Origin of the sequence: Halomonas binhaiensis (genome assembly GCF_008329985.2) — a bacterium.
Taxonomy (GTDB): domain Bacteria; phylum Pseudomonadota; class Gammaproteobacteria; order Pseudomonadales; family Halomonadaceae; genus Halomonas; species Halomonas binhaiensis.
Genome location: NZ_CP038437.2, coordinates 705,360 through 729,405, shown reverse-complemented (window position 1 = coordinate 729,405; position 24,046 = coordinate 705,360). Strand labels below are relative to the sequence as shown.

Sequence of the window (24,046 nt, the reverse complement as noted above, 5' to 3'; positions counted from 1 at the left end):
ACGACAGGTTCATTCGGCTCGAAAACACCTCATGCGCTTTAAAAACCATACGCTTTAAAAACAAAGAACCCTGCCTGGTGAACAGCCATCATGAGTCAGGCGGTTCATACAGGCAGGGCTCTTTTCTCTCGACGCGGGTTGTTCTTTTTATGTCTTCTTCATTGCTGTGCGTACGTATCCTCGTACGTTTTTCTATCGCAATGCCAGTGGATCACCGGCAACACGTTTCCACTAGCATTTAGCCGTAAACGTCTTCGATACTCTTCAGCGGATAATGAGAAGGATATGGCTTACGGGCCACTCCCGAATCCACGGCAGCCTGAGCCACGGCGGAAGTAACACGCTCAAGCAGACGACTATCCACCGGGGTGGGAATGATGTAGTCACGCCCGAAGCTCATACCCTCTCTCTCATAGGCATCCAGCACGACCTGAGGCACAGGCTCACGAGCAAGATCCTTGATCGCATGCACCGCTGCGACTTTCATCGCTTCGTTGATGCGAGTGGCACGCACATCAAGAGCACCACGGAAGATGAAGGGGAAGCCCAGAACGTTGTTGACCTGATTCGGATAATCCGAACGCCCTGTCGCCATGATCACGTCTGGACGTGTTTCACGGGCCAGGTCAGGATGAATCTCCGGATCAGGGTTGGTGCAGGCGAAGACAATAGGATCCTTGGCCATCTTGCGGATGTGATCGGCACTCATCAGCCCAGGGCCAGACAGACCAACGAACACATCGGCGCCATCAATGGCATCGTCAAGCGTACGCTTGCTGGTCTCGCATGCGAACATGGCCTTGTATTCGTTGAGATCTTCACGTCCCGAGTGAATCACTCCCTTGCGATCCAGCATCACGATGTTCTCGGGCTTGGCACCGCAGGAAACCAGCAGCTTCATGCAGGCAATGGCAGCAGCGCCAGCGCCCATGCACACGATACTGGCCTTTTCGATGGCCTTGCCGGCAATATCCAGAGCATTGAGCATACCCGCTGCAGTGACGATCGCAGTGCCGTGCTGATCATCATGAAACACAGGAATATTGCAGCGCTCGATCAGCGCCCGCTCAATTTCAAAACATTCCGGGGCCTTGATGTCCTCGAGATTGATTCCGCCCCAACTGTCCGCAATACGCGCGACGGTATCAATGAATGCCTGAGGACTCTCGGCGTTGACTTCGATATCGACAGAGTTGATGCCAGCAAAACACTTGAACAGTACGCCCTTGCCTTCCATGACTGGCTTGCTGGCCAGGGGGCCGAGATTACCCAGGCCAAGAATGGCGGTACCATCGGAGATCACTGCTACCAGGTTACCCTTGCCGGTATAGCGATATGCATTTTCCGGGTCACGGGCAATCTCACGGACCGGTTCAGCCACGCCGGGGCTGTAGGCCAGCGACAGGTCCTTTGCAGTTGCAGTGGGCTTGGTCAGCTCAACAGAGAGCTTGCCGGGGATAGGGAGCGCATGATAGTCCAGCGCCGCCTGCTTCTTATCGTCACTCATGCTTGTGTCCGGTATCCAGATAAGAGAGACATAGGGTTCCTTCAGAATATAGAAATTTTTTCCATTTTTCAATGAAAAACCATTTCCGTCCTGTTAGGCACTCGTTTGAAGACGTTCACCGCTAAAAGCAGCATAATTTTGCCGCACCGCAACATCGCAACCTCACGACATCATGATGAAGCCCATGATACGAAGCTTAGTCATCGTCCAGAACACCTGCACTCCACCTTGTGCCAGGATATGACAAGAGCCTCTTCTTCCGAGTAGAAACAACAAACCCGCCTCGAGGGGCGGGTTTGTTGAAGCACTGAAACAATCGGTGATCAGCGCTTGATTGCAGCACCAAAACGCTTGTTGAAGCGCTCGACACGGCCACCAGTGGTAGCTTGCTTCTGCTTACCGGTGTAGAACGGGTGGCACTGAGAGCACACGTCCAGGTGCAGGTCATGACCCACAGTGGAACCCACTTCAAAAGCGGCGCCACAGGTGCAGGTCGCAGTAACTGTCTTGTATTCCGGGTGGATACCTTGTTTCATCTTGAACCTCATCAATCGGTATGCCGCCACCTGATCCATTGCCAGGCACCGCATACAGGGTAATGGCCGGGGCTGAAAAGCAGTGATTACAGCATCTGCCCCCGTGCCGACCGGTGGTAAGCATCCACCCTGACCTGGACAGCCAGACCACTGAATCCATTGCTGCAGACAGCGATCAAAGTTCAGGGCTTGGTGGAAGCGGGCGGGCATTTTAGCAGAACTCCCAGTGGAGGCCAATTGCAAGATATTTCCTCGACCTCACCCCGCTCGACCTCCCCCCGAGTACTGGGTGTCGCTGTGCCTTCGCCACTGCGCCGCCTTTTCGACTACTTGCCCAAGGGAGCCCCTCCGCCATGCGGCTGGGTGCCCGGGCTTCGTGTCCGGGTCAGCTTCGGCCGCCGCCAGGTGGTTGGCGTGGTCATGGAATGTCGCGACAGCAGTGACCTTCCTCTAGCTCGACTCAAGCCTATCGAAGCCTGTCTGGACAAAGCCCCATTGCCCTTGGACTGGCTGTGGTTATGTCGCTTTACGGCGCGCTACTACCAGCATGCTCTCGGCGATGCCTTGATGCACGCCATGCCGGTATTGCTACGTCAAGGACGCCCATTGGAAACGCGCACACGGGAACGTTGGCGTGTCCTGCCGGACCATGAATCCTCCAGCCACACCCTGGCACGAGCCCCGAAGCAGGCACAATTGTTCACCATGCTGTGTCAGCATCCCCAGGGGCTGACCAGCCAGTCCATTCTTGCCCAAGGATTCAGCCGAGAGCAGCTCAGGTCCCTGGAAGCCAAGCACCTGGTCGAACTCCTTGAAGAACCGATGAATGCTGCTGAGTGGCCACCTGCTCAGAACCTGCTGGCCAACCCTGCACTGCCCCTCAACGCCGAACAGGCCACGGCATTGAATGCTCTATGCGAAGGTCTTGGGCGTTTTCACCCTTGCCTGCTCCACGGTGTCACGGGCAGCGGCAAGACCGAGGTCTACCTGCAACTGATCGAGGCTGTGGTTGCCAAGGGGCGTCAGGCTCTGGTCCTGATTCCTGAAATCGGCCTCACCCCCCAGACCCTGGGACGCTTCCAGCAACGTTTCCGGGCCCCCATTGTGGCACTCCACTCGGGGCTGAGCGACCTGCAGCGCCTGGATGCCTGGGAGGCCGCCGCCAACGGTCGGGCGGCCATTGTCATCGGCACTCGCTCAGCGGTCTTCACGCCTTTGGCACGTCCGGGGGTCATCATCGTCGACGAAGAGCACGACAGCTCCTTCAAGCAGCAGGACGGCCTGCGCTACCACGCCAGGGACCTGGCCGTCGCCCGCGCCAAGCACCACGATATTCCCTTGTTGCTGGGTAGCGCGACCCCTTCTCTGGAAACCCTGCATCATGCTCAGCAGGGCACCTATCGCCACCTGCGTCTGCGCCAGCGCGCCACGCGCCATGCCCCTGCCAGGCTGGAACTGATTGATCTCAAAGGACGTCCTCGTCATGGAGGACTGATTGCTCCTGTACGGGATACCATCGCGGCCACCCTGGAAGCAGGTCATCAAGTGCTGGTTTTCATCAACCGGCGTGGCTTTGCTCCCACCCTGGCGTGCCATTCCTGTGGCTGGATGGCTGACTGCGACCATTGTGACGCTCGCATGACCTGGCATCGCCAGCCACCCGTGTTGGCCTGCCATCACTGCGACCGCCGTCGCCCTCTTCCCGATGCCTGCCCCAAGTGCGGAAGTGCCGACCTTCGCCCCCTGGGTAGCGGCACGGAACGCACTGAAGAATCCCTGGCCGAAACCTTCCCCAAAACGCCGGTTCATCGTATCGACCGAGACAGCACCCGGGGCAAGGATGCATTGGATAAGATCCTTACGGAAATTCGCCGTGGCGAGCCCGCATTGCTGGTTGGCACCCAGATGCTGGCCAAGGGCCATCACCTGCCCCACGTCACCCTGGTGGTGGTCGTCAACGCCGATGCTGGCCTATATGCCAGCGACTTCCGAGCCCTGGAGCATAGCGCCCAACTGCTTGAACAAGTGGCTGGGCGTGCCGGGCGTGCCTCTCATCCAGGCCGGGTAATGGTACAGACCATGCACCCGGATGATCCCAATCTGCGCTTGCTGGCCGAGAGAGGCTACGACGCTCTGGCTGAGTCGCTGCTGGATGAACGCCGCATAGCGAAGCTTCCCCCCATGTGCTTCATGGCATTGCTGCGCCTGGAAAGCCCTCGAGAAGAACACGTCATGACATTGGCCAAAGAAGCCGCAGACGCATTACGCAATCATCTCGAGCAACACCAGTTGAAGGTCGACTGCCTTGGTCCTGTGCCCGCTCCCATGGAACGTCGCCAGAATCGCTATCACATGCAGGTCATGCTGATGGCCGAGCGACGCAGCCAGTTGCATGAGGCCTGTGCCTGGCTGGTTCACTGGGGGGAAGCCAACCCCGCGATGCGTCGGGTACGCTGGTCATTGGATATCGATCCGCAGACACTCAATTGAGTGGCGATGCGAGGCGCGACCTTTAAAGGAAGGCGCCAATCGCAGATAATGTTCGGTCTGCCCGCCGACGGGCAAATTTTATGACGCATACGCACAGGAAATGCCAAGTTCCGCGCAGCAACACGCTTGCGTAGTCTTTTTTTCTGGTTGCCCGTCACCGAGCCACAGGACACATAGACTTCATGAAAGACACTATCGTTGCGCTGCTCGACGCTGCCCTTTCCGAGCTCAAGCAGCAAGAGGTCATCCCCTCGGGTCTCTCTCCGGCCTACAAGGTTGACCCGACCAAGGACAAGACCCATGGCGACTATGCCACCAATCTGGCGATGATGCTGGCCAAGCCCGCCGGCAAACCGCCACGCGAGGTAGCCCAGCGTCTGATCGACGCCCTGCCCGAGAGCAGCGCCGTATCCAAGGTAGAAATCGCAGGTCCCGGATTCATCAACTTCTTCGCGGCAACCGACGCCGCTGCCCAGGTTGTGCGCCAGGTGCTTGAAGCCGGCGACAGTTTCGGTCGCAGCATGCTCGGCCAGGGGCAAAAGGTTCAGGTCGAGTTCGTGTCCGCCAACCCGACCGGCCCGCTGCATGTCGGGCACGGCCGCGGCGCTGCCGTCGGTGACTGCCTGTGCCGTCTGCTCGAAGCGACCGGCTACGATGTCACTCGCGAGTTCTACTATAACGACGCAGGCGCCCAGATCACCAACCTGGCACTGTCCGTGCAGGCCCGTGCCAAGGGACTCGGTCCGGATGACGAAAGCTGGCCGCAAGATGGCTACCGTGGCGGCTATATTGTCGATGTGGCCAAGGCCTATCTGGCTGGCGAGACGGTGCACGCCGATGATCGCCATGTCACCGCTCAGGCCGATCCGGAAGACCTTGACGCCATCCGCGACTTCGCCGTGGCCTATCTGCGCCGCGAGCAGGATCTCGACCTGCGCGCCTTCGGCGTGGCATTCGATGTCTATTTCCTCGAGTCATCTCTGTATACGGATGGCAAGGTCGAGGCGACCGCCCAACGCCTGACCGATAATGGCCACACCTACGAGAAGGACGGCGCTCTTTGGCTACGCACGACCGACTTCGGCGATGACAAGGATCGGGTCATGCGCAAGAAGGAAGGTGGCTACACCTATTTCCTGCCGGACGTGGCCTATCATCTCGACAAGTGGCAGCGCGGCTTCACCACTGTGATCAACGAACAAGGAGCTGACCACCACTCCACCGTGACTCGGGTTCGTGCCGGCCTGCAAGCACTGAACGTCGACATTCCCCAAGGTTGGCCCGACTACGTACTGCACCAGATGGTGTTGGTGACGCGTTCCGGGGTCGAGGTCAAGCTATCCAAGCGCGCCGGCAGTTATGTCACCCTGCGCGATCTGATCGATGAAGTGGGTCGCGATGCCACTCGCTTCTTCCTTGCTGCCCGGCGTGCCGATTCGCAACTGACCTTTGACATCGACCTGGCCCGCTCTCAGTCCAACGATAATCCGGTGTATTACGTCCAGTACGCTCACGCCCGAGTGTGCAGCGTGCTGCGCAAGGCAGAGTCAGAAGGACTTGACTTCAATAATGAGCTGGCTCTGGCCAACCTGGGCCTGCTCGAAGCTGACCAGGAAAAGGCCCTGCTCAATCGCCTCGCTCGCTATCCGGAAGTGGTCAGCCATGCAGCCGCTTCTCGCGAGCCGCAGCAGATCGCACAATATTTACAGGACCTGGCAGCGGACTTCCATAGTTGCTACAACGCGTGCAAGGTGATGGTCGACGATGCCGCACTGCGTAATGCCCGTCTGGCTCTGGGTCTGGCCACCCGCCAGGTGCTGCGCAACGGCCTCGACCTGATTGGCGTGAGTGCACCAGAGGAGATGTAAGGCATGGCCACCCGCAAGACCACCCCACCGCGCAAGCGCGGAGCGACCTCAAGCAAGAAGCGTAAATCCACCCCGGCCAGCGGTCGGGGCGGATTGCCCTGGTGGCTGTGGGCGGGTGCCGGCATTGCGGCCGGCTACCTCCTGGCGCACTACCAGAATGGCACGGCCCCCTGGCAGGACCAGGGCTCGCAAGTGGCCGCAGTTCTGCCCAAACCCTCCGGCAGTCAGCAAGGAGACAGTGAGGCCAAAGGTGGGGGCAGTGATGAACCTCCCATGCCGACTTTCGAGTTCTACACCCTGCTGCCAGAATCCGAAGTGATTGCTCCTGATGCCGATATGCCGGTATCCACGGCCAAGCGACCGGAAGCGGCAAGAAAGCCTGAGCAGGAATCAGAGTCCGAGGGAATCTCCGGGGATGATCCTATCGCAGCGGTCATCGCGGCAACCAATGCCAAGCAGGAAAGCGCTCAGCAGACTGCCTCCAAGCCGACAGCCAGTAGCGCCACGGCCAGTGCCAATCGGCGCTACATGCTTCAGGCAGCTTCTTTCCGCGATATCGCCGATGCCAACCAACTGGCCAGTCGCCTCAAGGACTTCGGCCTGTTGGCCAAGATCAGTGATGTAGAGGCCGCTGGAGGTGCTACCTGGCACCGCGTTCAAGTTGGCCCGTACAGTGATCGCCAGGAGCTGGCCCGAGCCCAGGACCTGATGAGCACACAAGGTATCGAACCACTGCTGATTCAGTTGCAGAACTGAATGTAAGCCATAAGCCATAAGCCATAAGCACAGTTGGATCACCGCCTGTACTCCACGGGTGCCGCCTGAGGCTTATGGCTTTCCTCCCTCTGCGCATTCTCTACAGTTGAATTTTCCTTCAACCGCCCACACTTCTAGCCCAATGCTTATTCGAGAGGCATGCGGGAGCGTACTCCCGTCCTCGACAGTCACCGGAAGCATGGCTTCCCACAAGGAGATTTCTCCATGACCACGATCGTTTCCGTGCGCCGCGGCGACCAGGTGGCGCTCGCAGGCGACGGCCAGGTGTCGTTGGGCAATACCGTGATGAAAGGCAATGCCAGTAAAGTGCGTCGCCTGTACCACGGCCAGGTACTGGCAGGTTTTGCAGGCGGTACCGCCGATGCCTTTACTTTGTTCGAGCGTTTTGAAGCCCAGCTCGAGAAATATCAAGGCAACCTGGTCAAGGCGGCCGTAGAGCTGGCCAAGGATTGGCGTACCGATCGCGCCCTGCGCCGTCTGGAAGCACTACTGGCGGTAGCCGACAAGAAATCATCGCTGATCATTACCGGCAACGGTGATGTCGTGGAACCTGAGCGTGGCATCATCGCTATTGGTTCCGGCGGCAATTTTGCCCTGTCTGCAGCACGCGCCCTGCTCGAGAACACGGACCTCAGTGCCCGCGAAATCACGGAAAAGTCCCTGGAAATTGCAGGCGATATCTGCGTGTTCACCAACCATAACGTGACCCTGGAAGAGCTTTGACCATGACCCAGATGACGCCCCGTGAGATTGTCCACGCTCTGGACCAGTACATCGTCGGCCAACAGGATGCCAAGCGCGCTGTGGCCATTGCCCTGCGCAACCGCTGGCGGCGCATGCAGCTCGGCGAGGAACTGCGCCAGGAAGTCACCCCCAAGAACATTCTGATGATTGGCCCGACCGGTGTCGGCAAGACCGAAATCGCCCGTCGCCTGGCCAAGCTGGCCAAAGCCCCTTTCATCAAGGTCGAAGCCACCAAGTTTACCGAGGTCGGCTATGTCGGCCGCGATGTGGAATCGATCATCAGAGACCTGACCGAGGCCGCTATCAAGCTGGTACGTGAGCAGGCCAAGGCCGAAGTCGGTCACCGCGCGGAAGATGCCGCGGAAGATCGTGTTCTGGACGCACTGCTGCCGCCGCCCCGCGGGCAGGAAAACGAGCCTCGGGAAGAGAGTTCCACGCGCCAGATGTTCCGCAAGAAACTGCGTGAAGGCCAGTTGGACGACAAGGAAATCGACATTCAGGTTTCCCCTCAGGCACCGAGCTTCGAGATTCAGACCCCACCAGGTATGGAGGAAATGTCCCAGCAGCTCTCCAGCCTGTTCTCCGGCATGGGACGGGGCAAGACCGAAACCCGCAAGACTACCGTGCGTGAAGCCCTGACGCTGCTACGCGATGAAGAAGCCGGCAAGCTGGTCAATGAGGACGATATCAAGTCTCGTGCCATCGAGGCGGTAGAGCAAAATGGTATCGTCTTCCTCGATGAGATCGACAAGGTGGCCAAGGGCCATGGCCAATCCGGGGGAGAAGTTTCCCGTGAAGGGGTCCAGCGTGACCTGCTGCCGCTGATCGAAGGCTCCACCGTGTCCACCAAGTACGGCATGGTAAAGACCGACCACATTCTGTTCATTGCCTCGGGCGCTTTCCACCTCTCGCGTCCATCGGACCTGATCCCGGAACTGCAGGGACGCTTGCCGATTCGTGTCGAGCTCAACGCTCTGACACCTCAGGACTTCAAGCGTATCCTGACCGAACCATCCGCAGCCCTGACTCGTCAATACCAGGCACTGATGGCCACCGATGGCCTGGCGCTGGAATTTACCGAAGACGGCATCGAGCGCATTGCCGAAATCGCCTACAGCGTCAATGAAGGCACCGAAAACATTGGCGCTCGTCGCTTGCACACAGTGATGGAGCGCCTGCTGGAAGACGCTTCCTATAAGGGGGCAGACTTCGGTGAAGGACTGATCATCGACCGTGCCTATGTCGATTCCCAGCTTGGAGAACTGGCCATGGATGAGGATCTGTCGCGCTACATTCTGTAAGGCCATTACCATCGGCCAGCCGTCCTGCCGATAGCAATGGACTCGCTGAATAGCGTCCTCATGCCGTTGACCGACACCCCCTGGAGTTTCTGCTCTCAGGGGGTGTCTTATCATGTAGAGACTCATGACTCATCGAGGTACTCATGTCCACGACTGCTCCTGTACCTTCCCGGGTGCACTATCACAAGAAGGCTCGCGAGCTGGAGATCGGCTATCCCGACGGTTCCAGCCATCGTCTCAGCGTGGAATATCTACGCGTTTTCTCGCCTTCAGCGGAAGTACGCGGCCATGGCGGAGAGACGGCGACCCTGCAGGTCGGCAAGAAGAATGTCGGCCTGTCCAACATCACCCAAGCCGGCCGTTATGCACTCAAACTACACTTCGATGATGGCCATGACAGTGGCTTGTATAGTTGGGAATACCTCTACGCTCTGATTCGTGATCACGATGCCAACTGGGCGGATTATCTCAAGCGCCTGGAGGATGCAGGGGCGTCCCGCGAGCCATTGGGCATCGAGATCAAACAGTTGTAAGACACGACCGGATCAATGCCATGGCGCTTGCCAAAGACAACGGCATTGATGCGGCGCTACAATGTGGCCCACTCGAGTATCCGTCGGCGATGCTCCCGATCGATTTCACGACCCAGGAATCCTATGGACAAGCGCACCACTCACTTCGGTTATCAGGACGTTCCGGTCGAAGAAAAGGCCGCTCGTGTGGCCGATGTCTTCCATTCCGTAGCCTCTCGCTATGACCTGATGAACGACCTGATGTCCTTCGGCGTCCACCGTCTGTGGAAGCGCATAACGCTTGAGCGCGCAGGTGTCCGCCCGGGTCACAAGGTACTCGATATCGCAGGTGGTACTGGAGACCTGGCACTCAAGTTCTCTCGCCTGGTCGGTCCCGAGGGCAAGGTCGTGCTGGCCGACATCAACGCCTCCATGCTGGGCGTCGGCCGGGATAAGCTGATCGACCATGGCGTCGGCGGCAATGTCGAATTTGTCCAGGCCAATGCCGAATGCCTGCCCTTCCCAGACAACACCTTTGATTGCATCACCATTGCCTTCGGCCTGCGCAACGTCACTGACAAGGACAAGGCCCTGGCTTCCATGGCGCGTATCCTCAAGCCAGGCGGCCGCCTGCTGGTGCTGGAGTTCTCCAAGCCTTCCAACCCGATGCTGACCAAGGCCTACGACGAATACTCGTTCCGCTTGCTGCCGAAGATGGGGGAACTGGTAGCCGGTGACTCAGAGAGCTACCGCTACCTGGCTGAGTCCATCCGCATGCACCCGGACCAGGAGACACTCAAGGGCATGATGGAAAGTGCCGGACTGGAACGTGTCGAATATACCAACCTCACTGGTGGTATCGTCGCATTGCACCGCGGTATCAAGCTGTGAGGACATGATGGCGTTGACTCCGACCCTGATGCTGGCCGGCATCGAGAAAACCCTGAATGCACTGCTGTCTCGAGACCCTGCAGCTCCAGCTCGCCTGTCGGCCCTGGCGGGCTCGCGCATTCTGTTGCGTCTGGAATCCCCCAACTGTGCTCTGGTACTTGCCTATCATGCTCAAGGCATCGACCTGTTGCAGATAACGGATATTGACGATATCGAGGAAGCGGATTTCGATGCCATCGTCGAACTCGACGCCGAAACCCTCGGGGCACTAGTTTCTGGCGAAGAAATGGAACGCCTGATGTTTTCCGGCAGACTTGCCGTGCGCGGTAAAGTGCATTTGCTCGAGGCGACCCGCGACCTGATTCTCGATCTCGATCTTGACTGGGAATCCCAACTGGCCAGCTGGCTTGGCGATGTCCCGGCCCACCAGTTGGCTGAGGGTCTGCGTGGCCTGGCACGCTGGGGATTGCGCACCCAGCATGAGTTGCGTGCCGATGTATCGGAATATGTCTTCGAAGAAGCCCGTCTGCTGCCTGGACGTCACCAGTTTGAAGCCTTGCGCGACGCACTCACCGATCTGGAACTGGCAACCGACCGCACTGAAGCACGACTGGCCCGACTCCAACGTCTGCTGAGCACGGAGGCCGAACGTTCATGATCTTGCGGCCATTGCGCATTCTCTGGGTGATCACCCGTTATCGTCTCGATACCCTGCTGCCGCTGGACAGGTTTCCTTGGTGGCTGCGCCTGGTCTTCCAATGGTCCCCGCTCAAGGTTGTGCCGCTCGGCCAGTATTCCCGGGGAGAGCGATTGCGTCTGTCGCTGGAAGCCCTGGGCCCTATTTTCGTCAAGTTCGGTCAGATGCTCTCCACCCGGCGAGACCTTTTCCCTGATGACATCGCCAATGAGCTCAAGCGTCTGCAGGATCAGGTTCCCCCCTTTCCCGGAGAACAGGCCGAAGCTCTGATCGAAAGCCAATTAGGCATAACGTTGCAAGAGGCCTTTGCCGAGTTCTCTCGTGAACCCCTGGCTTCAGCCTCCATCGCCCAGGTCCATGCTGCAGTATTGCCCACTGGAGAAGAGGTGGTGGTCAAGGTCATCCGACCAGGCATCGAGAAAGTGATGCGCCAGGACATGTCCTTGCTGTATCTCCTGGCACGCACTCTGCAACGCCTGCCGGAGGCTCGTCGCCTGCATCCCGTGGAAGTCGTGCGCGATTATGAAGTCACCCTGTTCGACGAACTCGACCTGACCAAAGAAGCCGCCAATACCTCGCAACTCAAGCGTAACTTTGCCAATTCGCCACTACTGTACGTCCCCGCCATCCACTGGGAACTGACCCGTCACCGTGTGATGGTGCAAGAGCGCATTCATGGCGTCCCGGTGGCCGACATCGATGCCCTCAGGGCTCAGAATACCGATATGCGACGCCTGGCCGAGCGAGGCGTGGAAATCTTCTTTACTCAGGTATTTCGCGATAATTTCTTCCATGCGGACATGCATCCAGGAAATATCTTCGTTTCCAGGGAAACCCCGCAAGACCCGCAATACATTGCCATCGACTGCGGTATCGTCGGCAGCCTGACCCGGGAAGATCAGGACTATCTGGCACGCAATCTACTGGCATTCTTCCACCAGGATTACTATGAAGTCGCGGCATTGCATATTGAATCCGGCTGGGTGGCAGAAGATACCCGAGCCAACGAATTTGCCGCTGCAGTGCGTACCGTCTGCGAACCTATCCTGGAGAAACCGCTAAAGGACATCTCCTTTGGCCAGGTTCTGCTCGGCCTGTTCCAGACGGCTCGGCGTTTCAATATGGAAGTACAGCCTCAACTGGTATTGCTGCAGAAGACATTGCTCAATATCGAAGGATTGGGTCGCCAGCTGTATCCTGACCTGGACCTGTGGGCCACAGCCAAGCCCTTCCTTGAACGCTGGATGAAAGAACGTGCCGGTATCGGAGGCATGTGGGAATCCTTCAAGCGCCAGGCACCAGAGCTTACCCGCCAATTGCCTGAGCTGCCGGTCTTGGCCCATCACGCCCTTACCCAGCATGAGCGTCGTTCACGACACCTTGGCCAGCAGACCGAGACACTCGACAAGCTGCAGCGTCAGCTCAGTCGCCAGAGCAGCCGTGTCCGCCGCACCCGGCTGGGACTGGGCCTGATTGCTCTGGCTCTGGCCTGGCAACCCCTGAGCCACTGGCTGGGCCAGCAGTCCCTGCCCATTCTTTTGGCTGCAGGTATCGGTGCTGTGCTGGTACTGTGGAACTGATGACCCTTTGCTTATTCCATGACATGGAACCTTAACCAATGAGCGATATTCTCGATCAACTTGACGCCGCCCTGGCAGATCGCCGCCACGCCGACCCGGAAACATCCTATGTGGCATCCTTGCATCACAAGGGGCTGAACAAGATACTCGAGAAAGTAGGCGAGGAAGCGGTCGAGACAGTGCTGGCTGCCAAGGACGCAGATGCCAGTGACCCCGCTTCGCATCAAGCCCTGGTCGCCGAAACTGCAGACCTGTGGTTTCATAGCCTTGTCATGCTGTCGCACCTGGGACTTGATCATCGCCAGGTGCTTGAGGAGTTGGCCAAGCGTTTTGGCGTTTCAGGGCACGAAGAGAAAGCCTCTCGGTCAAAGCGTTAAGGAAACCTTGAATACATGCCGTATTTCCCGGGTGCAGAGGCATTTCCCAGGGCAAAGCGGAACAACACACATAGAGGAAGCTTATTTATGTTAGGTGGTATCAGTATCTGGCAGTTGCTGATCGTTCTCGCCATCATCATCCTGATCTTCGGCACCAAGAAGCTCAAGAACATTGGTGGCGACCTGGGTGGTGCCGTCAAGGGCTTCAAGAAAGCGGTCAACGACGACGATGAGAACGGCAGCGAAACCTCCAAGCCGCAGGCCCAGGTGCGTCATGACGAGCCGTCCGACAGCACCAACACTTACGATGTCGAGGCCGAACGCAAGTCCGAATCCTCCGAAGAACGCAAGTAAGCCTGCATGTTCGATATCGGCTTCCTGGAACTCATGGTCATTGGCGTCGTGGGCCTGCTGGTACTGGGCCCAGAACGCCTGCCCAAGGCTGCCCGCACGGCCGGGCTGTGGGTTGGACGTATCAAGCGGTCAGTGGCAGGTATCCAGCGCGAAATCAATGCTCAGCTTGAAGCTGAGGAGCTGCGCCAGAAACTCAAGGAACAACAGCAGAAGCTCGATGACAGTGTCAGCAAGGTGAAGCGCGATGTAGAGTCCATCGCTGACGAACCGTCATCCGATGCCTCACAGGGCAGCACCTCTGAGTCTCCTCGCGCCAAGGCAGATACGCTTGCCAAGGCAACTGATGAGACGCTTACGCAAGCTGCTTCAGCCGACGATACCGCTTCGCGCAACACAGCACCCTCGGAGACAAGCGCTTCCGACAGTTCGTCTGCCTTGACAGCACAGCCCGATGATAAGGATTCCGCCACGCGATGAGTCAGACCGGTGACACTCCCCCACCTTCTTCATCCGAGGAGGGGCACGCCCCACTAATCGAGCACCTGGTAGAGCTGCGTTCCAGGCTGATGCGCGCAGTCATTGCCATCCTGGTGATCTTCCTGGCGCTGTATGCTTTCTCCAACGATATCTATCAATTCGTTGCCGACCCATTGATGGCCCTTCTGCCGGAAGGTTCATCGATGATCGCAACAGAAGTTGCATCTCCCTTCCTGGCCCCGTTCAAGCTGACCCTGGTGGTGGCCGTCTTCATCGCCATGCCTTTCGTATTGCATCAAGCCTGGGCATTTGTCGCCCCGGGGTTGTATGAAAACGAAAAAAACCTGGCGCTACCGCTATTGGCATCCAGCGTCGTGCTGTTCTATCTCGGTGCGGCCTTTGCCTATTACGTGGTATTCCCATTGCTGTTTGCGTTCTTTACCCAGGCCGGGCCAGAGAACGTCACGGTGATGACGGACATCAATCAGTATCTGAACTTCGTGCTGAAGCTGTTCTTCGCCTTCGGCATTGCCTTTGAAATCCCCATTGCCACTTTTCTGCTGATTCTGAGCGGAGCCGCCAGCGTTGCCAGCCTCAGCGCCAAGCGCCCCTATATTCTGCTGGGATGCTTCGTGATCGGCATGCTGATGACACCACCGGATGTGGTCTCACAGAGCCTGTTGGCTGTTCCCATGTACCTGCTCTACGAAGTCGGGCTGCTCGCCGGAAGGCTGGTAAAGAAACGCCGTCAGCCCGATGACGGGGAAGAGACAGAAGAGTAGCTCTGTCGGAGAAGAACGTTTTCGACAGTCACGCCATCGCCGCCCCATGGGGCGGCGATGGCGTTTTTCCTGGCAGTACGCTTTCTCCTGCCAGCACACTTTTACCTTTCGTGCAGGGTCAGGCACGCAGGACGTATTGCAGGATCTGCACAACCTGTGCCGGTGTCTTCGCCCAGGCTTGCGCCTCCGCATCCACCTCCTTGAGCGGATGCACAATATCCTCATCGTGCAGGGTCACATAGGGTTTCCCCAGCGCGGCGCAATAGCCCGCATCAAAAGCCGCATTCCATTGCTTGTACTTGTCACCGAAACGCACCACTACCATGTCACTCTGCTCAATCAAGGTACGCGTCCGGATGGAATTGACTCTGGACGAACGCTGGTCACGCCAGAAGCCTTGAAGCTCTTCACCTAGATGGTCGCCGGCAGCATCACTGGCATCATGGTCTGTCACCGGAGAGGTGAAGATCACATCAAGGCCTGCCGCCTCGGCACCACGACGAATTTCTTCACGCCAGTCAGTATGGATCTCGCCAGAAAGGTAAACGTGGAAGCTCATTGATCTCTCCTCATTGTCAGGGTCTGGATGACGTGACATTTTACGCCAGCCTTTTTTGTATACAAACATTGGATCACAATGAATACCGCAGCATCGCAATGCAGATGCAGGAAGTGGTGGCTGTCGTGTGATCGTGCAGACAAAAGAGCCCGGCACATGGCCGGGCTCCAACCCAACAAGCCCCTTACATCTTGATATCGGCCATCTCGCTGATGCGCTCGACCAGCTTGAAGATACCTTCGGCAGCTTCACTGATACGGTTAGCGACCATATAGGCCGGTGTCGTCACGATGCGATGCTCGAAATCGACGACGATGTCATCTACCGGGCAGGTACGATGCAGTCCTCCCATGGCACTGATGGCGCCCGCCACCGCAGGATCGTTACCAATGGTCACAGCAATGCCCGCCCCGAACAGGCGCGGCACCAGAACAGGGGCAATGCAGATCAGGCCAATGGGCTTGCGTGCGTCATGGAACTCGATCAACACCTCGCGCAGCACTTCATTGATGACCATCTGCGAGCCAGCTTCGGCGAAATCGGACAGATTCTTGGCCACGCCAAAACCGCCAGGCACGATAACCGCATCAAAGTCGGAAGCCGACAGCTCATCAAGAGGAGAAATTTCACCACGAGCCACACGTGCAGCTTCCACCAGAACATTACGCGTTTCGCTGGTAGCTTCCCCACGCCAATGGTCAACGACCTCATGCTGAGGAATATCCGGGGCAAAGCAACCATACTTGATGCCAAGTTGATCCAGACGCAGCAAGGTCAGAGTCGTTTCATAGATCTCCGAGCCATCCTGTACTCCGCTTCCCGCCAGAACGATGGCAACCTTTTTACTCATGTCTCTCTCCTTGGGTGGATGCAGCGACAGTACACCAGGACGACGCTCGTCCGGCCCAGCATACGACGCGGGCAAAACAGCCTCTACTCTAGAGAGTCCCCGGAAGGGCGACAACTGTCTTCCTCCGTTTGCTTTCTCCCCCTTGTCTTTCGGACAGGCAAATACAAGGAATATACTCATTAATTGTCACGCCACTGTCATATAAGGTCACCAAAATCACCTGTGGCGGAATACTTTTATCCTTATGGAGCATGAACTTGAGTGTCATCATTCCCCGCCAGTTCCCCAATACGCGCCTCCGGCGCATGCGTCGCGACGATTTCTCGCGTCGCCTGATGCGCGAACACACCCTGACACCCGCCGATCTGATCTGGCCGGTTTTCATCCTTGAAGGTGAGAATCAGCGGGAAAAGGTGCCGTCCATGCCGGGCGTTGAGCGTATGTCGCTTGATGTACTTGTGGAGGAAGCCCGAGAAGCCCATGAGTTGGGGATCCCGGCTATAGCACTGTTCCCTGTGGTCAACAACGACAGGAAAAGTGAATTGGCAGAAGAAGCCTATAACGCTTCAGGCCTGGTACAGCGTGCCGTTCGCGCACTCAAGAGCGCAGTGCCCGAACTTGGCATCATCACTGATGTGGCTCTGGATCCTTATACCAGCCACGGCCAGGACGGCATTCTGGACGATACTGGTTATGTCGCCAACGACCGTACCGTGGAAACACTGATAAAGCAGGCTCTCTCTCACGCTGAAGCTGGCGCCGATGTGGTCGCTCCTTCAGATATGATGGATGGGCGCATTGAAGCCATCCGCCAAGTGCTGGAACAGGAAGGCCTGCACAACACACGCATCATGGCATACAGCGCCAAATATGCCTCCCGCTACTACGGCCCCTTCCGGGATGCCGTGGGGTCAGCAGGCAATCTGGGCAAGGCCGACAAGTCGACTTATCAGATGGACCCTGCCAATGGTGACGAAGCACTGCAGGAAGTCGCCATGGACATTGCGGAAGGCGCCGACATGGTGATGATCAAACCAGGAATGCCTTACCTGGATGTGGTGCATCGTGTGAAGAGCGAACTGCAGGTACCGACTTTCGCTTATCAGGTCAGTGGTGAATATGCCATGCACATGGCTGCCTTCGACAACGGCTGGCTGGATGCGGACAGTACCATTCTCGAGTCACTGATGTGCTTCAAGCGCGCTGGCGCCGACGGCGTGCTGACATATTTTGCCAAACGTGCTGCGCGCCTGCTGACGCAGTAGACCAGCACCGTGACCGCCGCTTCAATTCATGCATGTGCGGCGCTCCGGGGAGGGATGGCACCCTTCCATTATCTGCAACTGACGAGGTAAGACCATGGAAGATGCCCAGGACCGCTCCTCCGAATCCGCTGTCCAGGATAAGCCTGACAGCACCATTGGAACGGTAAGCGTCCCTCCTGACAGTTCGGTGGATGCTCCCGCTCCTCGGCTCAATCACACCCGTACCGGCATCCGCCCCAAGGGCCCCGTCGACCAGGAAACGGACCTCAGCGACCCAAGTCTTTACTTCAACCGTGAGCTGTCACATCTGCAGTTCAACGTCCGTGTGCTCGAACAGGCTCTGGATGAAGCGCATCCTCTGCTCAACCGCCTGATGTTCCTGCTGATCTTTTCTTCGAACATGGATGAGTTCTTCGAGATTCGCGTTGCTGGACTGAAAAGCCAGATCGCCATGGGAGATGACACCACTGGCGCCGACGGCCGCCGCCCTCAATCCGTACTCGAAGAAGTTTCACGCGTCGCCCACGAACAGGTCGAACGCCAGTACCACATTCTCAATGACACGCTGATCCCGGCCATGGAAGCTCAGGGTATTCGCTTCCGTCGTCGTGGCCACTGGACCAAGGAGCAGCGATCCTGGGTTCATGATTACTTCGTCAGGGAAATCGTGCCGGTGGTCAGCCCTATCGGCCTGGACCCATCACACCCCTTCCCGCGCCTGGTCAACAAGAGTCTCAACTTCATCGTCGCCCTGGAAGGCAAGGACGCCTTTGGCCGCGAAGGCGGCCTGGCCATACTGCCCGCACCTCGCTCACTGCCACGCTTGATCGCGCTACCCCAGGAGCTGTGCGAAGAAGGCTTCGTCGAATACGTGTTCCTGTCATCGATGATTCATGCGCATGCCGACGAAGTGTTTCCCGGCATGAAGGTCAAAGGATGCTATCAGTTCCGGGTCACCCGCAATGCCGACATGACGGTCGATCCAGAAGAAGTTTCCGACCTGGCTTCAGCCCTGCGCGGCGAACTGCTGGCCCGACGCTACGGCAGTGGTGTACGCCTCGAAGTAGCCGATAATTGCCCGGAAGAACTCTCCGATTTCCTGATCAAGCAATTCCAGCTTGTACCCAGTGATCTGTATCGCGTCCAGGGACCTGTCAACTTGACCCGCATGCTGTCCATGCTGGGAGATCTGGACCGTCCCGACCTGATGTATCGATCCTTCACACCAGGCCTGCCCAAGACAGCCAAGAAGTCAGACAGCCTGCTGCAGGCCATGCAGGAAGGCGATATTCTTCTCCACCATCCTTTCCAGGCCTTTTCTCCGGTCGAGGAACTCTTGCGTGAAGCGGCCCGCGACCCAGACGTGCTGGCCATCAAGCAGACGCTGTATCGCACCGGCGCCGACTCGCCCATTGTCAACGCGCTGGTGGAAGCTGCCAGTAACGGCAAGGAAGTTACCGTTGTCATCGAGCTGCGCGCACGCTTCGATGAGGCTGACAACCTGGCATTGGCATCACGTCTCCAGGAGGCAGGGGCCATCGTCATATACGGCGTCATGGCATACAAGACTCACGCCAAGATGATGCATATCGTAAGGCGCGAGAAAGGCCAGCTACGCCATTATGCACACCTGGGCACCGGTAATTACCATTCCAAGACCGCCAAGCTGTACACCGACTACAGCCTGCTGACGGCCAATCCCAAGCTGTGCTCTGATGTGCACAAGGTCTTCCAGCAGTTGTCTGGCATGGGCCGGGCCCGCGAGATCGAACTTCTATTGCATGCCCCCTTCACCTTGCACGACCGCATGGTGGCAATGATTGACCGGGAAGCCGATCTGGCTCGTAAGGGCAAGCGTGCCCATATCATCATCAAGTGCAATTCCCTGACCGAGCCCAAGCTGATTCGAGCCCTGTACCGTGCCTCCCAGGCGGGTGTGGAGTGCGACCTGATCATCCGCGGCATGTGCTGCCTGCGCCCTGGCCTGCCGGATATCTCGGAGAACATCCGCGTACGCTCCATCGTCGGCCGCTTCCTGGAGCATACCCGGGTCTTTCATTTCCACAATGACGGCGACCTGGAAACCTGGTGCTCCAGCGCCGACTTCATGGCTCGCAACATGTTCCACCGTGTCGAAACCTGCTTCCCGCTATTGGACAAGAAGCTTGCTGCCCGGGTACGCAAGGACCTGGAAACTTATCTCGTCGACAACTGCCAGGCCTGGTTGCTGCAGAGCGACGGCAGTTACACCAAGCAGGAACCAGGTGACTCCGATCCGATCAGTGCCCAGGAAACCATGCTCTACGCCTACGCTGCCCGGGCCTGACTCAAGACCCTAGACAGCACGACAGGCCCCTAGAGACACACTAAAGGGGCCTGTCGTGCTCCTATTCCGTGACGGACTCTCACATGCTGAGGCGTTCAGACTGCACACTGACGAGAACCCGCATTAGCGCTTGATGATGTCTTTCTTTCCGACACCCCTGAGAAAACGTGATGGAGCCAGTGCGGCAGCAAATTCTGGGAGTGCCTCCCCTGCTACCGAGGCAGCGACAAGCTCTCCGGTCAGCGCCGAAAGAGTGACGCCCAGGTGACCATGTCCATAGGCGAGACACAACCCCGGCATCCCTGGCACCTGGCCAACCACAGGCAGACCATCCGGGCTCGAATGCCTCACTCCCAGCCATTGACTGGAAGGCGAGAGAGAACGCCCAAACAGCTCCTGCCCCCAGTTCTTCAGATGATGCCAACGCCGCGTATCTGGCGCCTGCTTCGGAGCGCAGAACTCTGTGGTACCTGCCAGACGCACACCATTGGCCATCGGTGTTGCATAGAAGTGATGTGCCAACCAACCAACTGGGCGTACCAGTGCAAGTGGTGTTGACAACGCCAGGTGGTATCCGCGCTCACTGACAACAGGCAGCGCTATACCAAGTGACTTGAGCAAGTGATTGTTGGCCAAGCCGGCACACAGCACCACGGCATCGAAATGGGTTGTCTCCTTGCCATGTGTTCCATTGCCATGTTCAAGCAGCCATCCACCACCTTGCCGTGGCCGCAGGCATTCGACATGATCATTGATACGCTGGACGCCTTGCTCTGCCAACTGTGTCCACAAGCGTTGGCATACGGCTCGCGGATCCCGCAGAAAGCGGCTAGCCGGAAAGTAAAGCCCACCCAACAGACCAGCATCATTCAGCTCCGGCTCCAGAGCCTGTACTTCAGCGGCTCCCAATGCTTCACAGCGGATCCCTTCAGCCTGCTTGCTGCCGGCCATTTCAGATAACCGTGCTGCCAGCCTGGTGTCATTGCGAATCACCTGCAGACAGCCGCTGTCACTCCACAGAGAAGGCTCGTCAAGACTATCAAGCAACCCGTGCTGAGCCTCGACAGCGTGCTCCAGCAACACATTGAGATCCCGGTAATGGCGCTGGAACCTCGACGCTGTCGCAGCCCGCATGAAGCGTACGGAAAACCCCGCCATGGACAGGGTATAACGTGGGTCGATGCTGATGGATGGCGTATTGCTGAAAACCTGCCCCGGCAGCTGCTTTAGTGTCTGCCAGCTTGCCAGTGGACTGTTGGCATAGCCGGCAATCAAGCCGGCGTTACCATACGACGTGCCTTCACCTGACGCTTGCCTATCGACAAGCGTCACATCAAGGCCTTTTGCCTTTAGCGCTCGACAGCTTGCAAGACCAATGATGCCAGCCCCGATGACAGCGATGGATGTCATGAATACTTCCTTGTTTGGTGGCCAGAAGGGAAGAACTGCATCAGGCTTTTCGACACTGGCGGCGGGACCAGTGCCTCAATCAGGTTTCGAGTCATCTACAGAGATTGATTCGCTGCGACAATAGAAGCGCCAGGAGGCAATACCGACCCCGACAGCAGCAAGCAGGCTAATCAGAGAAGCGGCATAGATGCTGAAGCTATAGAGTCCCATGGTGATACCCTCCTCAAGCTTGTGTATTCGCTGAATTGCCCGATACACGCCGACATAGGCAGTAGACCGCAACGAAAACACCGATATTGGCCAATACCCCAGCGACCAGGCCGCTGACACCGGTCATATCCTGCAGTGCGAAAGGCCCCCACTCCCAGATTCCGGTCACCACAGCACCAGCCAGCATCGCGGCGACGGCAGAGCGCGAACAACGTAGATCCAGCATCACCGCCAGCACAAACGGCACCAGGATAGTCGGGGCCCAGAGCGTATAACTGAGCAATAACGCATCAACGATTGAGGTGGCGTACAGGGCGAAGATGACAGCACCGATGCCAATCAGCAGATTGACCACACGCTCGATCCACAGTTTTCTACGATCGCTGACATTCGGATTGATGAAAGGCTTGTAAATATCGCTGACGAAACTGACAGCCGCCGAATTGAGGTAGGAGTCTGCCGTCGACATCACCACCGCAAGCAGTGATGCCAACACCAACCCTGTCAAGCCGACAGGCAAGGCATCACGAATCAGAGTAGGCACCGCAAAGTCAGGGACAATGCCAGGATACTGCAGGACGGCAACCAGCCCGATCGTGGCGCTGATAAAATAAAATACCAAGCCAAAACCACCTGCGACGGTATACCCAATGCGCGCATGACGGGCATCAGGAGCGGATAGTGCCCGTTGGGTATAAGGCGGCACCAGTGTTTCACCAAGCAGGAAAGCCAGGAAAATACTGGCAAAGGCACTCACCGAGTAGTTGCCCATGATGGAAAAGTGCGTCTCCGGCAGCGCAGCCACAAGCGCTTCTGCACCTCCAACCTGATGCACCCCGATCATCATGGTAAGCGGCAGAAACACCGCCAGCATCAGGAACTGGATAACATCCGTCTGGATCACTGCCCACATGCCGCCAATGGTCGAATAGAGCAGTACAACCCCCATGCCAATGATAATGCCAGTCGCAGTATCAATACCCACGATGGCATGAAAGACAGTCCCTACGGCAAGCGCCTGAGCACCAAGAATTCCAATACAGAAAACCACCGAGAACACACCGGTTGCCAGGCGTGCAGTTGGCCCGAAATGGTGGGCCATGATGTCGCCAACCGTATGTGCATTGGCATAGCGCTTGAGCCTTGGCGCGATCCAGATACCTGAGATCATGGTCGCAATCGGGAAGGCCGACGCAGCAAACATGAAGGCATAACCTTCAGAGAAGGCTTTTCCAGCCTGCCCCATCGAGGCTCCTCCACCAAGAAAGGATGCCGCCAGCGTGGCAAACAGTACTGGCCAGATGATTCGATTGCCAGCGACAGCAAAGTCGGCGCTACCGGAGACTCTTTTAGCACTGCGGTATCCCACAAGAACCAGGATAATGAAATACGTGACAAGACCCAGGAGGTCGAAAGGATGCATTGCGGTACCCTCTTTGTAGACATTATTGGGTGCCTTCAGGATCATTTTCTCTGGACATAAACACAACTTAGACATACTTATGTATTTATAAATCCAATCTATACGTACGTATCACTGATGAAGATTCGCCATCACCTGCGTCAACTGCAGATCTTTCAGGAAGTCGTGCGCGCCGGCAGCCTGACGAAGGCGGCCCGCCGTCTGGAATTGAGCCAACCTGCAGTGAGTGCTGCCATCGCCAATCTCGAGCAGGAAGTCGGCTTTCTGCTCTTCCGGCGTAATCACTATGGCACCGAGCTGACGCTCGAAGCCGAATACCTGGCAGAAGGGGTGGAGCGTGTGCTCACCTCACTCAAGCACCTCGGAGAACTCAGTGACGGGCTACGCCAGGGGCGAGCCGGCAAACTACTGGTTGGCTGCAAGCCAGGCATGTCGCTGAGCGTCATGCCACGCATCATGGCTGACTATCTGAGCGACTATCCGGGTAGTCAGTTGTCCCTGCAGACCTTCAGCTCACTGCATATTCGAGATGCAGTGTCCGAAGGACAGTTTGATGTCGGTGTAATCGAGATCCAGGATGACATGCATGCACTCGATGTGACCCGTTATGGTATTCGGCTCTATCTTGTACTGCCCGAGAACAGTCCTCTCATCGGTCATGAAACAGTCACCGCTGAAGACCTGAACGGGCTGCCATTCATCTGTCTCGACGAACATCATCAGAGCACCATCAAGCTGCGTAATGTCATGCGTGCTGCGGGAGTGAATGTGCATGTCGTGGTCTCGACACACCTGTTTCCGTCGGCTATCGGACTTGCCAACCAGGGTATTGGCCACACTCTCGTCGATGCCCTGACGGCGGAGCAATTCATGACACGCCGGGACAGCAGAATTACCGTAGTGCCCTTTGAGCCATCGATTGATCTCGATATTGCGGTGGTGACGTCGCGCTACCATTCACCATCGAGGCAATGCCAGGGGTTTCTGCCCTATCTGCATGCCAGCATTGAAGCTTGCCAGCGGTATTCACAACAGTTCGGTACTCGCGCTTCGGCCAGCCCATGACGAGCTATCACAGCGAAGTGTCGATATCCTTCCATCTCGATAGCA

At 57.6% G+C, this 24,046-nt stretch carries 23 protein-coding genes; 16 read left to right on the top strand and 7 right to left on the bottom strand.

The genetic code is table 11. The annotated features are described in order from the left end of the window. Nucleotides 1–238: 238 nt before the first annotated feature. Nucleotides 239–1,507 (bottom strand): malic enzyme-like NAD(P)-binding protein, encoded by a 1,269-nt coding sequence (locus E4T21_RS03230; RefSeq protein WP_149283469.1) that lies wholly within the window; start codon nt 1,505–1,507, stop codon nt 239–241. Between the two features lie 323 nt (nt 1,508–1,830). Then, nucleotides 1,831–2,043 (bottom strand): 50S ribosomal protein L31, encoded by a 213-nt coding sequence (gene rpmE / locus E4T21_RS03225; protein WP_149283467.1) that lies wholly within the window; start codon nt 2,041–2,043, stop codon nt 1,831–1,833. Between the two features lie 246 nt (nt 2,044–2,289). On the opposite strand from rpmE, the gene E4T21_RS03220 reads away from it, so the two are divergent. From E4T21_RS03220 to tatC, 13 genes are all read left to right on the top strand, one after another. Then, nucleotides 2,290–4,533, top strand: a complete 2,244-nt coding sequence (locus E4T21_RS03220) for a primosomal protein N' (protein ID WP_149287008.1) — start codon at nt 2,290–2,292, stop codon at nt 4,531–4,533. A gap of 182 nt (nt 4,534–4,715) precedes the next feature. Continuing rightward, nucleotides 4,716–6,401, top strand: a complete 1,686-nt coding sequence (argS, locus tag E4T21_RS03215; RefSeq protein WP_149283465.1) for an arginine--tRNA ligase — start codon at nt 4,716–4,718, stop codon at nt 6,399–6,401. 3 nt (nt 6,402–6,404) lie between these two features. Further along, nucleotides 6,405–7,157 (top strand): SPOR domain-containing protein, encoded by a 753-nt coding sequence (locus E4T21_RS03210; protein WP_149283463.1) that lies wholly within the window; start codon nt 6,405–6,407, stop codon nt 7,155–7,157. 225 nt (nt 7,158–7,382) lie between these two features. Next, nucleotides 7,383–7,901: an ATP-dependent protease subunit HslV gene (gene hslV / locus E4T21_RS03205; protein ID WP_149283461.1), complete on the top strand. Its 519-nt coding sequence runs from the start codon at nt 7,383–7,385 to the stop codon at nt 7,899–7,901. A 2-nt stretch (nt 7,902–7,903) separates the two neighbouring features. Further along, entirely contained in the window at nt 7,904–9,223 is a 1,320-nt protein-coding gene (hslU, locus tag E4T21_RS03200; protein WP_149283459.1) for an ATP-dependent protease ATPase subunit HslU, read from the top strand. 143 nt (nt 9,224–9,366) lie between these two features. Then, the gene (locus E4T21_RS03195; RefSeq protein ID WP_149283457.1) at nt 9,367–9,756 is read left to right on the top strand and encodes a gamma-butyrobetaine hydroxylase family protein; all 390 of its coding nucleotides are present in this window, start codon (nt 9,367–9,369) and stop codon (nt 9,754–9,756) included. Nucleotides 9,757–9,879: 123 nt separating this feature from the next. After that, nucleotides 9,880–10,626, top strand: a complete 747-nt coding sequence (gene ubiE, locus E4T21_RS03190) for a bifunctional demethylmenaquinone methyltransferase/2-methoxy-6-polyprenyl-1,4-benzoquinol methylase UbiE (RefSeq protein WP_149283455.1) — start codon at nt 9,880–9,882, stop codon at nt 10,624–10,626. A gap of 7 nt (nt 10,627–10,633) precedes the next feature. Then, nucleotides 10,634–11,284 carry a ubiquinone biosynthesis accessory factor UbiJ gene (locus E4T21_RS03185; protein ID WP_149287007.1) on the top strand — a complete coding sequence of 217 codons (651 nt, stop codon included), beginning with the start codon at nt 10,634–10,636 and terminating at the stop codon, nt 11,282–11,284. Beyond that, a complete protein-coding gene (gene ubiB / locus E4T21_RS03180) occupies nt 11,281–12,903 on the top strand; it encodes a ubiquinone biosynthesis regulatory protein kinase UbiB (RefSeq protein ID WP_149283453.1) in 1,623 nt (540 codons plus the stop codon). The genes E4T21_RS03185 and ubiB overlap by 4 nt, the downstream gene beginning before the upstream one ends. Before the next feature lie 38 nt (nt 12,904–12,941). Next, nucleotides 12,942–13,280, top strand: a complete 339-nt coding sequence (locus E4T21_RS03175; RefSeq protein ID WP_149283451.1) for a phosphoribosyl-ATP diphosphatase — start codon at nt 12,942–12,944, stop codon at nt 13,278–13,280. Between the two features lie 87 nt (nt 13,281–13,367). Further along, complete coding sequence (tatA, locus tag E4T21_RS03170) at nt 13,368–13,634, top strand: Sec-independent protein translocase subunit TatA (RefSeq protein WP_149283449.1); 267 nt, start codon at nt 13,368–13,370, stop codon at nt 13,632–13,634. A gap of 6 nt (nt 13,635–13,640) precedes the next feature. Then, a complete protein-coding gene (tatB, locus tag E4T21_RS03165; protein WP_149283447.1) occupies nt 13,641–14,111 on the top strand; it encodes a Sec-independent protein translocase protein TatB in 471 nt (156 codons plus the stop codon). Then, nucleotides 14,108–14,893, top strand: coding sequence for a twin-arginine translocase subunit TatC (gene tatC, locus E4T21_RS03160; protein WP_149283445.1), 786 nt, complete (start codon nt 14,108–14,110; stop codon nt 14,891–14,893). The genes tatB and tatC overlap by 4 nt, the downstream gene beginning before the upstream one ends. Before the next feature lie 118 nt (nt 14,894–15,011). On the opposite strand, the gene E4T21_RS03155 is transcribed toward tatC, so the two are convergent. Both E4T21_RS03155 and elbB read right to left on the bottom strand, forming a co-directional pair. Beyond that, entirely contained in the window at nt 15,012–15,452 is a 441-nt protein-coding gene (locus E4T21_RS03155) for a YtoQ family protein (RefSeq protein WP_149283443.1), read from the bottom strand. 184 nt (nt 15,453–15,636) lie between these two features. Then, on the bottom strand, nt 15,637–16,302 hold the full coding sequence (elbB, locus tag E4T21_RS03150; protein ID WP_149283441.1) for an isoprenoid biosynthesis glyoxalase ElbB: 666 nt from the start codon (nt 16,300–16,302) through the stop codon (nt 15,637–15,639). Between the two features lie 257 nt (nt 16,303–16,559). Between elbB and hemB the strand changes: the two genes are divergently transcribed. Beyond that, entirely contained in the window at nt 16,560–17,567 is a 1,008-nt protein-coding gene (gene hemB / locus E4T21_RS03145) for a porphobilinogen synthase (protein WP_420827722.1), read from the top strand. 94 nt (nt 17,568–17,661) lie between these two features. Then, nucleotides 17,662–19,893: a polyphosphate kinase 1 gene (gene ppk1 / locus E4T21_RS03140; protein ID WP_149283436.1), complete on the top strand. Its 2,232-nt coding sequence runs from the start codon at nt 17,662–17,664 to the stop codon at nt 19,891–19,893. Nucleotides 19,894–20,016: 123 nt separating this feature from the next. Here the strand turns inward: ppk1 and E4T21_RS03135 are convergent, their stop codons facing one another. The 3 genes from E4T21_RS03135 to E4T21_RS03130 form a co-directional block, all read right to left on the bottom strand. After that, nucleotides 20,017–21,303 carry an NAD(P)/FAD-dependent oxidoreductase gene (locus tag E4T21_RS03135; RefSeq protein WP_149283434.1) on the bottom strand — a complete coding sequence of 429 codons (1,287 nt, stop codon included), beginning with the start codon at nt 21,301–21,303 and terminating at the stop codon, nt 20,017–20,019. A gap of 75 nt (nt 21,304–21,378) precedes the next feature. Beyond that, nucleotides 21,379–21,513 carry a hypothetical protein gene (locus tag E4T21_RS21535; protein ID WP_275898219.1) on the bottom strand — a complete coding sequence of 45 codons (135 nt, stop codon included), beginning with the start codon at nt 21,511–21,513 and terminating at the stop codon, nt 21,379–21,381. Nucleotides 21,514–21,526: 13 nt separating this feature from the next. Next, on the bottom strand, nt 21,527–22,936 hold the full coding sequence (locus E4T21_RS03130) for a sodium:solute symporter family protein (RefSeq protein WP_187775100.1): 1,410 nt from the start codon (nt 22,934–22,936) through the stop codon (nt 21,527–21,529). Nucleotides 22,937–23,053: 117 nt separating this feature from the next. Between E4T21_RS03130 and E4T21_RS03125 the strand changes: the two genes are divergently transcribed. After that, nucleotides 23,054–24,001: a LysR family transcriptional regulator gene (locus E4T21_RS03125; protein WP_149283430.1), complete on the top strand. Its 948-nt coding sequence runs from the start codon at nt 23,054–23,056 to the stop codon at nt 23,999–24,001. Nucleotides 24,002–24,046 lie beyond the last annotated feature (45 nt).

Excerpts from the sequence above, each read along its gene's own strand:
- E4T21_RS03230 (WP_149283469.1), bottom strand. The coding sequence starts at position 1,507 with ATGAGTGACGATAAGAAGCAGGCGGCGCTGGACTATCATGCGCTCCCT.
- rpmE (WP_149283467.1), bottom strand. The coding sequence starts at position 2,043 with ATGAAACAAGGTATCCACCCGGAATACAAGACAGTTACTGCGACCTGC.
- argS (WP_149283465.1), top strand. The coding sequence starts at position 4,716 with ATGAAAGACACTATCGTTGCGCTGCTCGACGCTGCCCTTTCCGAGCTC.
- E4T21_RS03210 (WP_149283463.1), top strand. The coding sequence starts at position 6,405 with ATGGCCACCCGCAAGACCACCCCACCGCGCAAGCGCGGAGCGACCTCA.
- hslV (WP_149283461.1), top strand. The coding sequence starts at position 7,383 with ATGACCACGATCGTTTCCGTGCGCCGCGGCGACCAGGTGGCGCTCGCA.
- hslU (WP_149283459.1), top strand. The coding sequence starts at position 7,904 with ATGACCCAGATGACGCCCCGTGAGATTGTCCACGCTCTGGACCAGTAC.
- E4T21_RS03195 (WP_149283457.1), top strand. The coding sequence starts at position 9,367 with ATGTCCACGACTGCTCCTGTACCTTCCCGGGTGCACTATCACAAGAAG.
- ubiE (WP_149283455.1), top strand. The coding sequence starts at position 9,880 with ATGGACAAGCGCACCACTCACTTCGGTTATCAGGACGTTCCGGTCGAA.
- E4T21_RS03185 (WP_149287007.1), top strand. The coding sequence starts at position 10,634 with ATGGCGTTGACTCCGACCCTGATGCTGGCCGGCATCGAGAAAACCCTG.
- ubiB (WP_149283453.1), top strand. The coding sequence starts at position 11,281 with ATGATCTTGCGGCCATTGCGCATTCTCTGGGTGATCACCCGTTATCGT.
- E4T21_RS03175 (WP_149283451.1), top strand. The coding sequence starts at position 12,942 with ATGAGCGATATTCTCGATCAACTTGACGCCGCCCTGGCAGATCGCCGC.
- tatA (WP_149283449.1), top strand. The coding sequence starts at position 13,368 with ATGTTAGGTGGTATCAGTATCTGGCAGTTGCTGATCGTTCTCGCCATC.
- tatB (WP_149283447.1), top strand. The coding sequence starts at position 13,641 with ATGTTCGATATCGGCTTCCTGGAACTCATGGTCATTGGCGTCGTGGGC.
- tatC (WP_149283445.1), top strand. The coding sequence starts at position 14,108 with ATGAGTCAGACCGGTGACACTCCCCCACCTTCTTCATCCGAGGAGGGG.
- E4T21_RS03155 (WP_149283443.1), bottom strand. The coding sequence starts at position 15,452 with ATGAGCTTCCACGTTTACCTTTCTGGCGAGATCCATACTGACTGGCGT.
- elbB (WP_149283441.1), bottom strand. The coding sequence starts at position 16,302 with ATGAGTAAAAAGGTTGCCATCGTTCTGGCGGGAAGCGGAGTACAGGAT.
- ppk1 (WP_149283436.1), top strand. The coding sequence starts at position 17,662 with ATGGAAGATGCCCAGGACCGCTCCTCCGAATCCGCTGTCCAGGATAAG.
- E4T21_RS03135 (WP_149283434.1), bottom strand. The coding sequence starts at position 21,303 with ATGACATCCATCGCTGTCATCGGGGCTGGCATCATTGGTCTTGCAAGC.
- E4T21_RS21535 (WP_275898219.1), bottom strand. The coding sequence starts at position 21,513 with ATGGGACTCTATAGCTTCAGCATCTATGCCGCTTCTCTGATTAGCCTG.
- E4T21_RS03130 (WP_187775100.1), bottom strand. The coding sequence starts at position 22,936 with ATGCATCCTTTCGACCTCCTGGGTCTTGTCACGTATTTCATTATCCTG.
- E4T21_RS03125 (WP_149283430.1), top strand. The coding sequence starts at position 23,054 with ATGAAGATTCGCCATCACCTGCGTCAACTGCAGATCTTTCAGGAAGTC.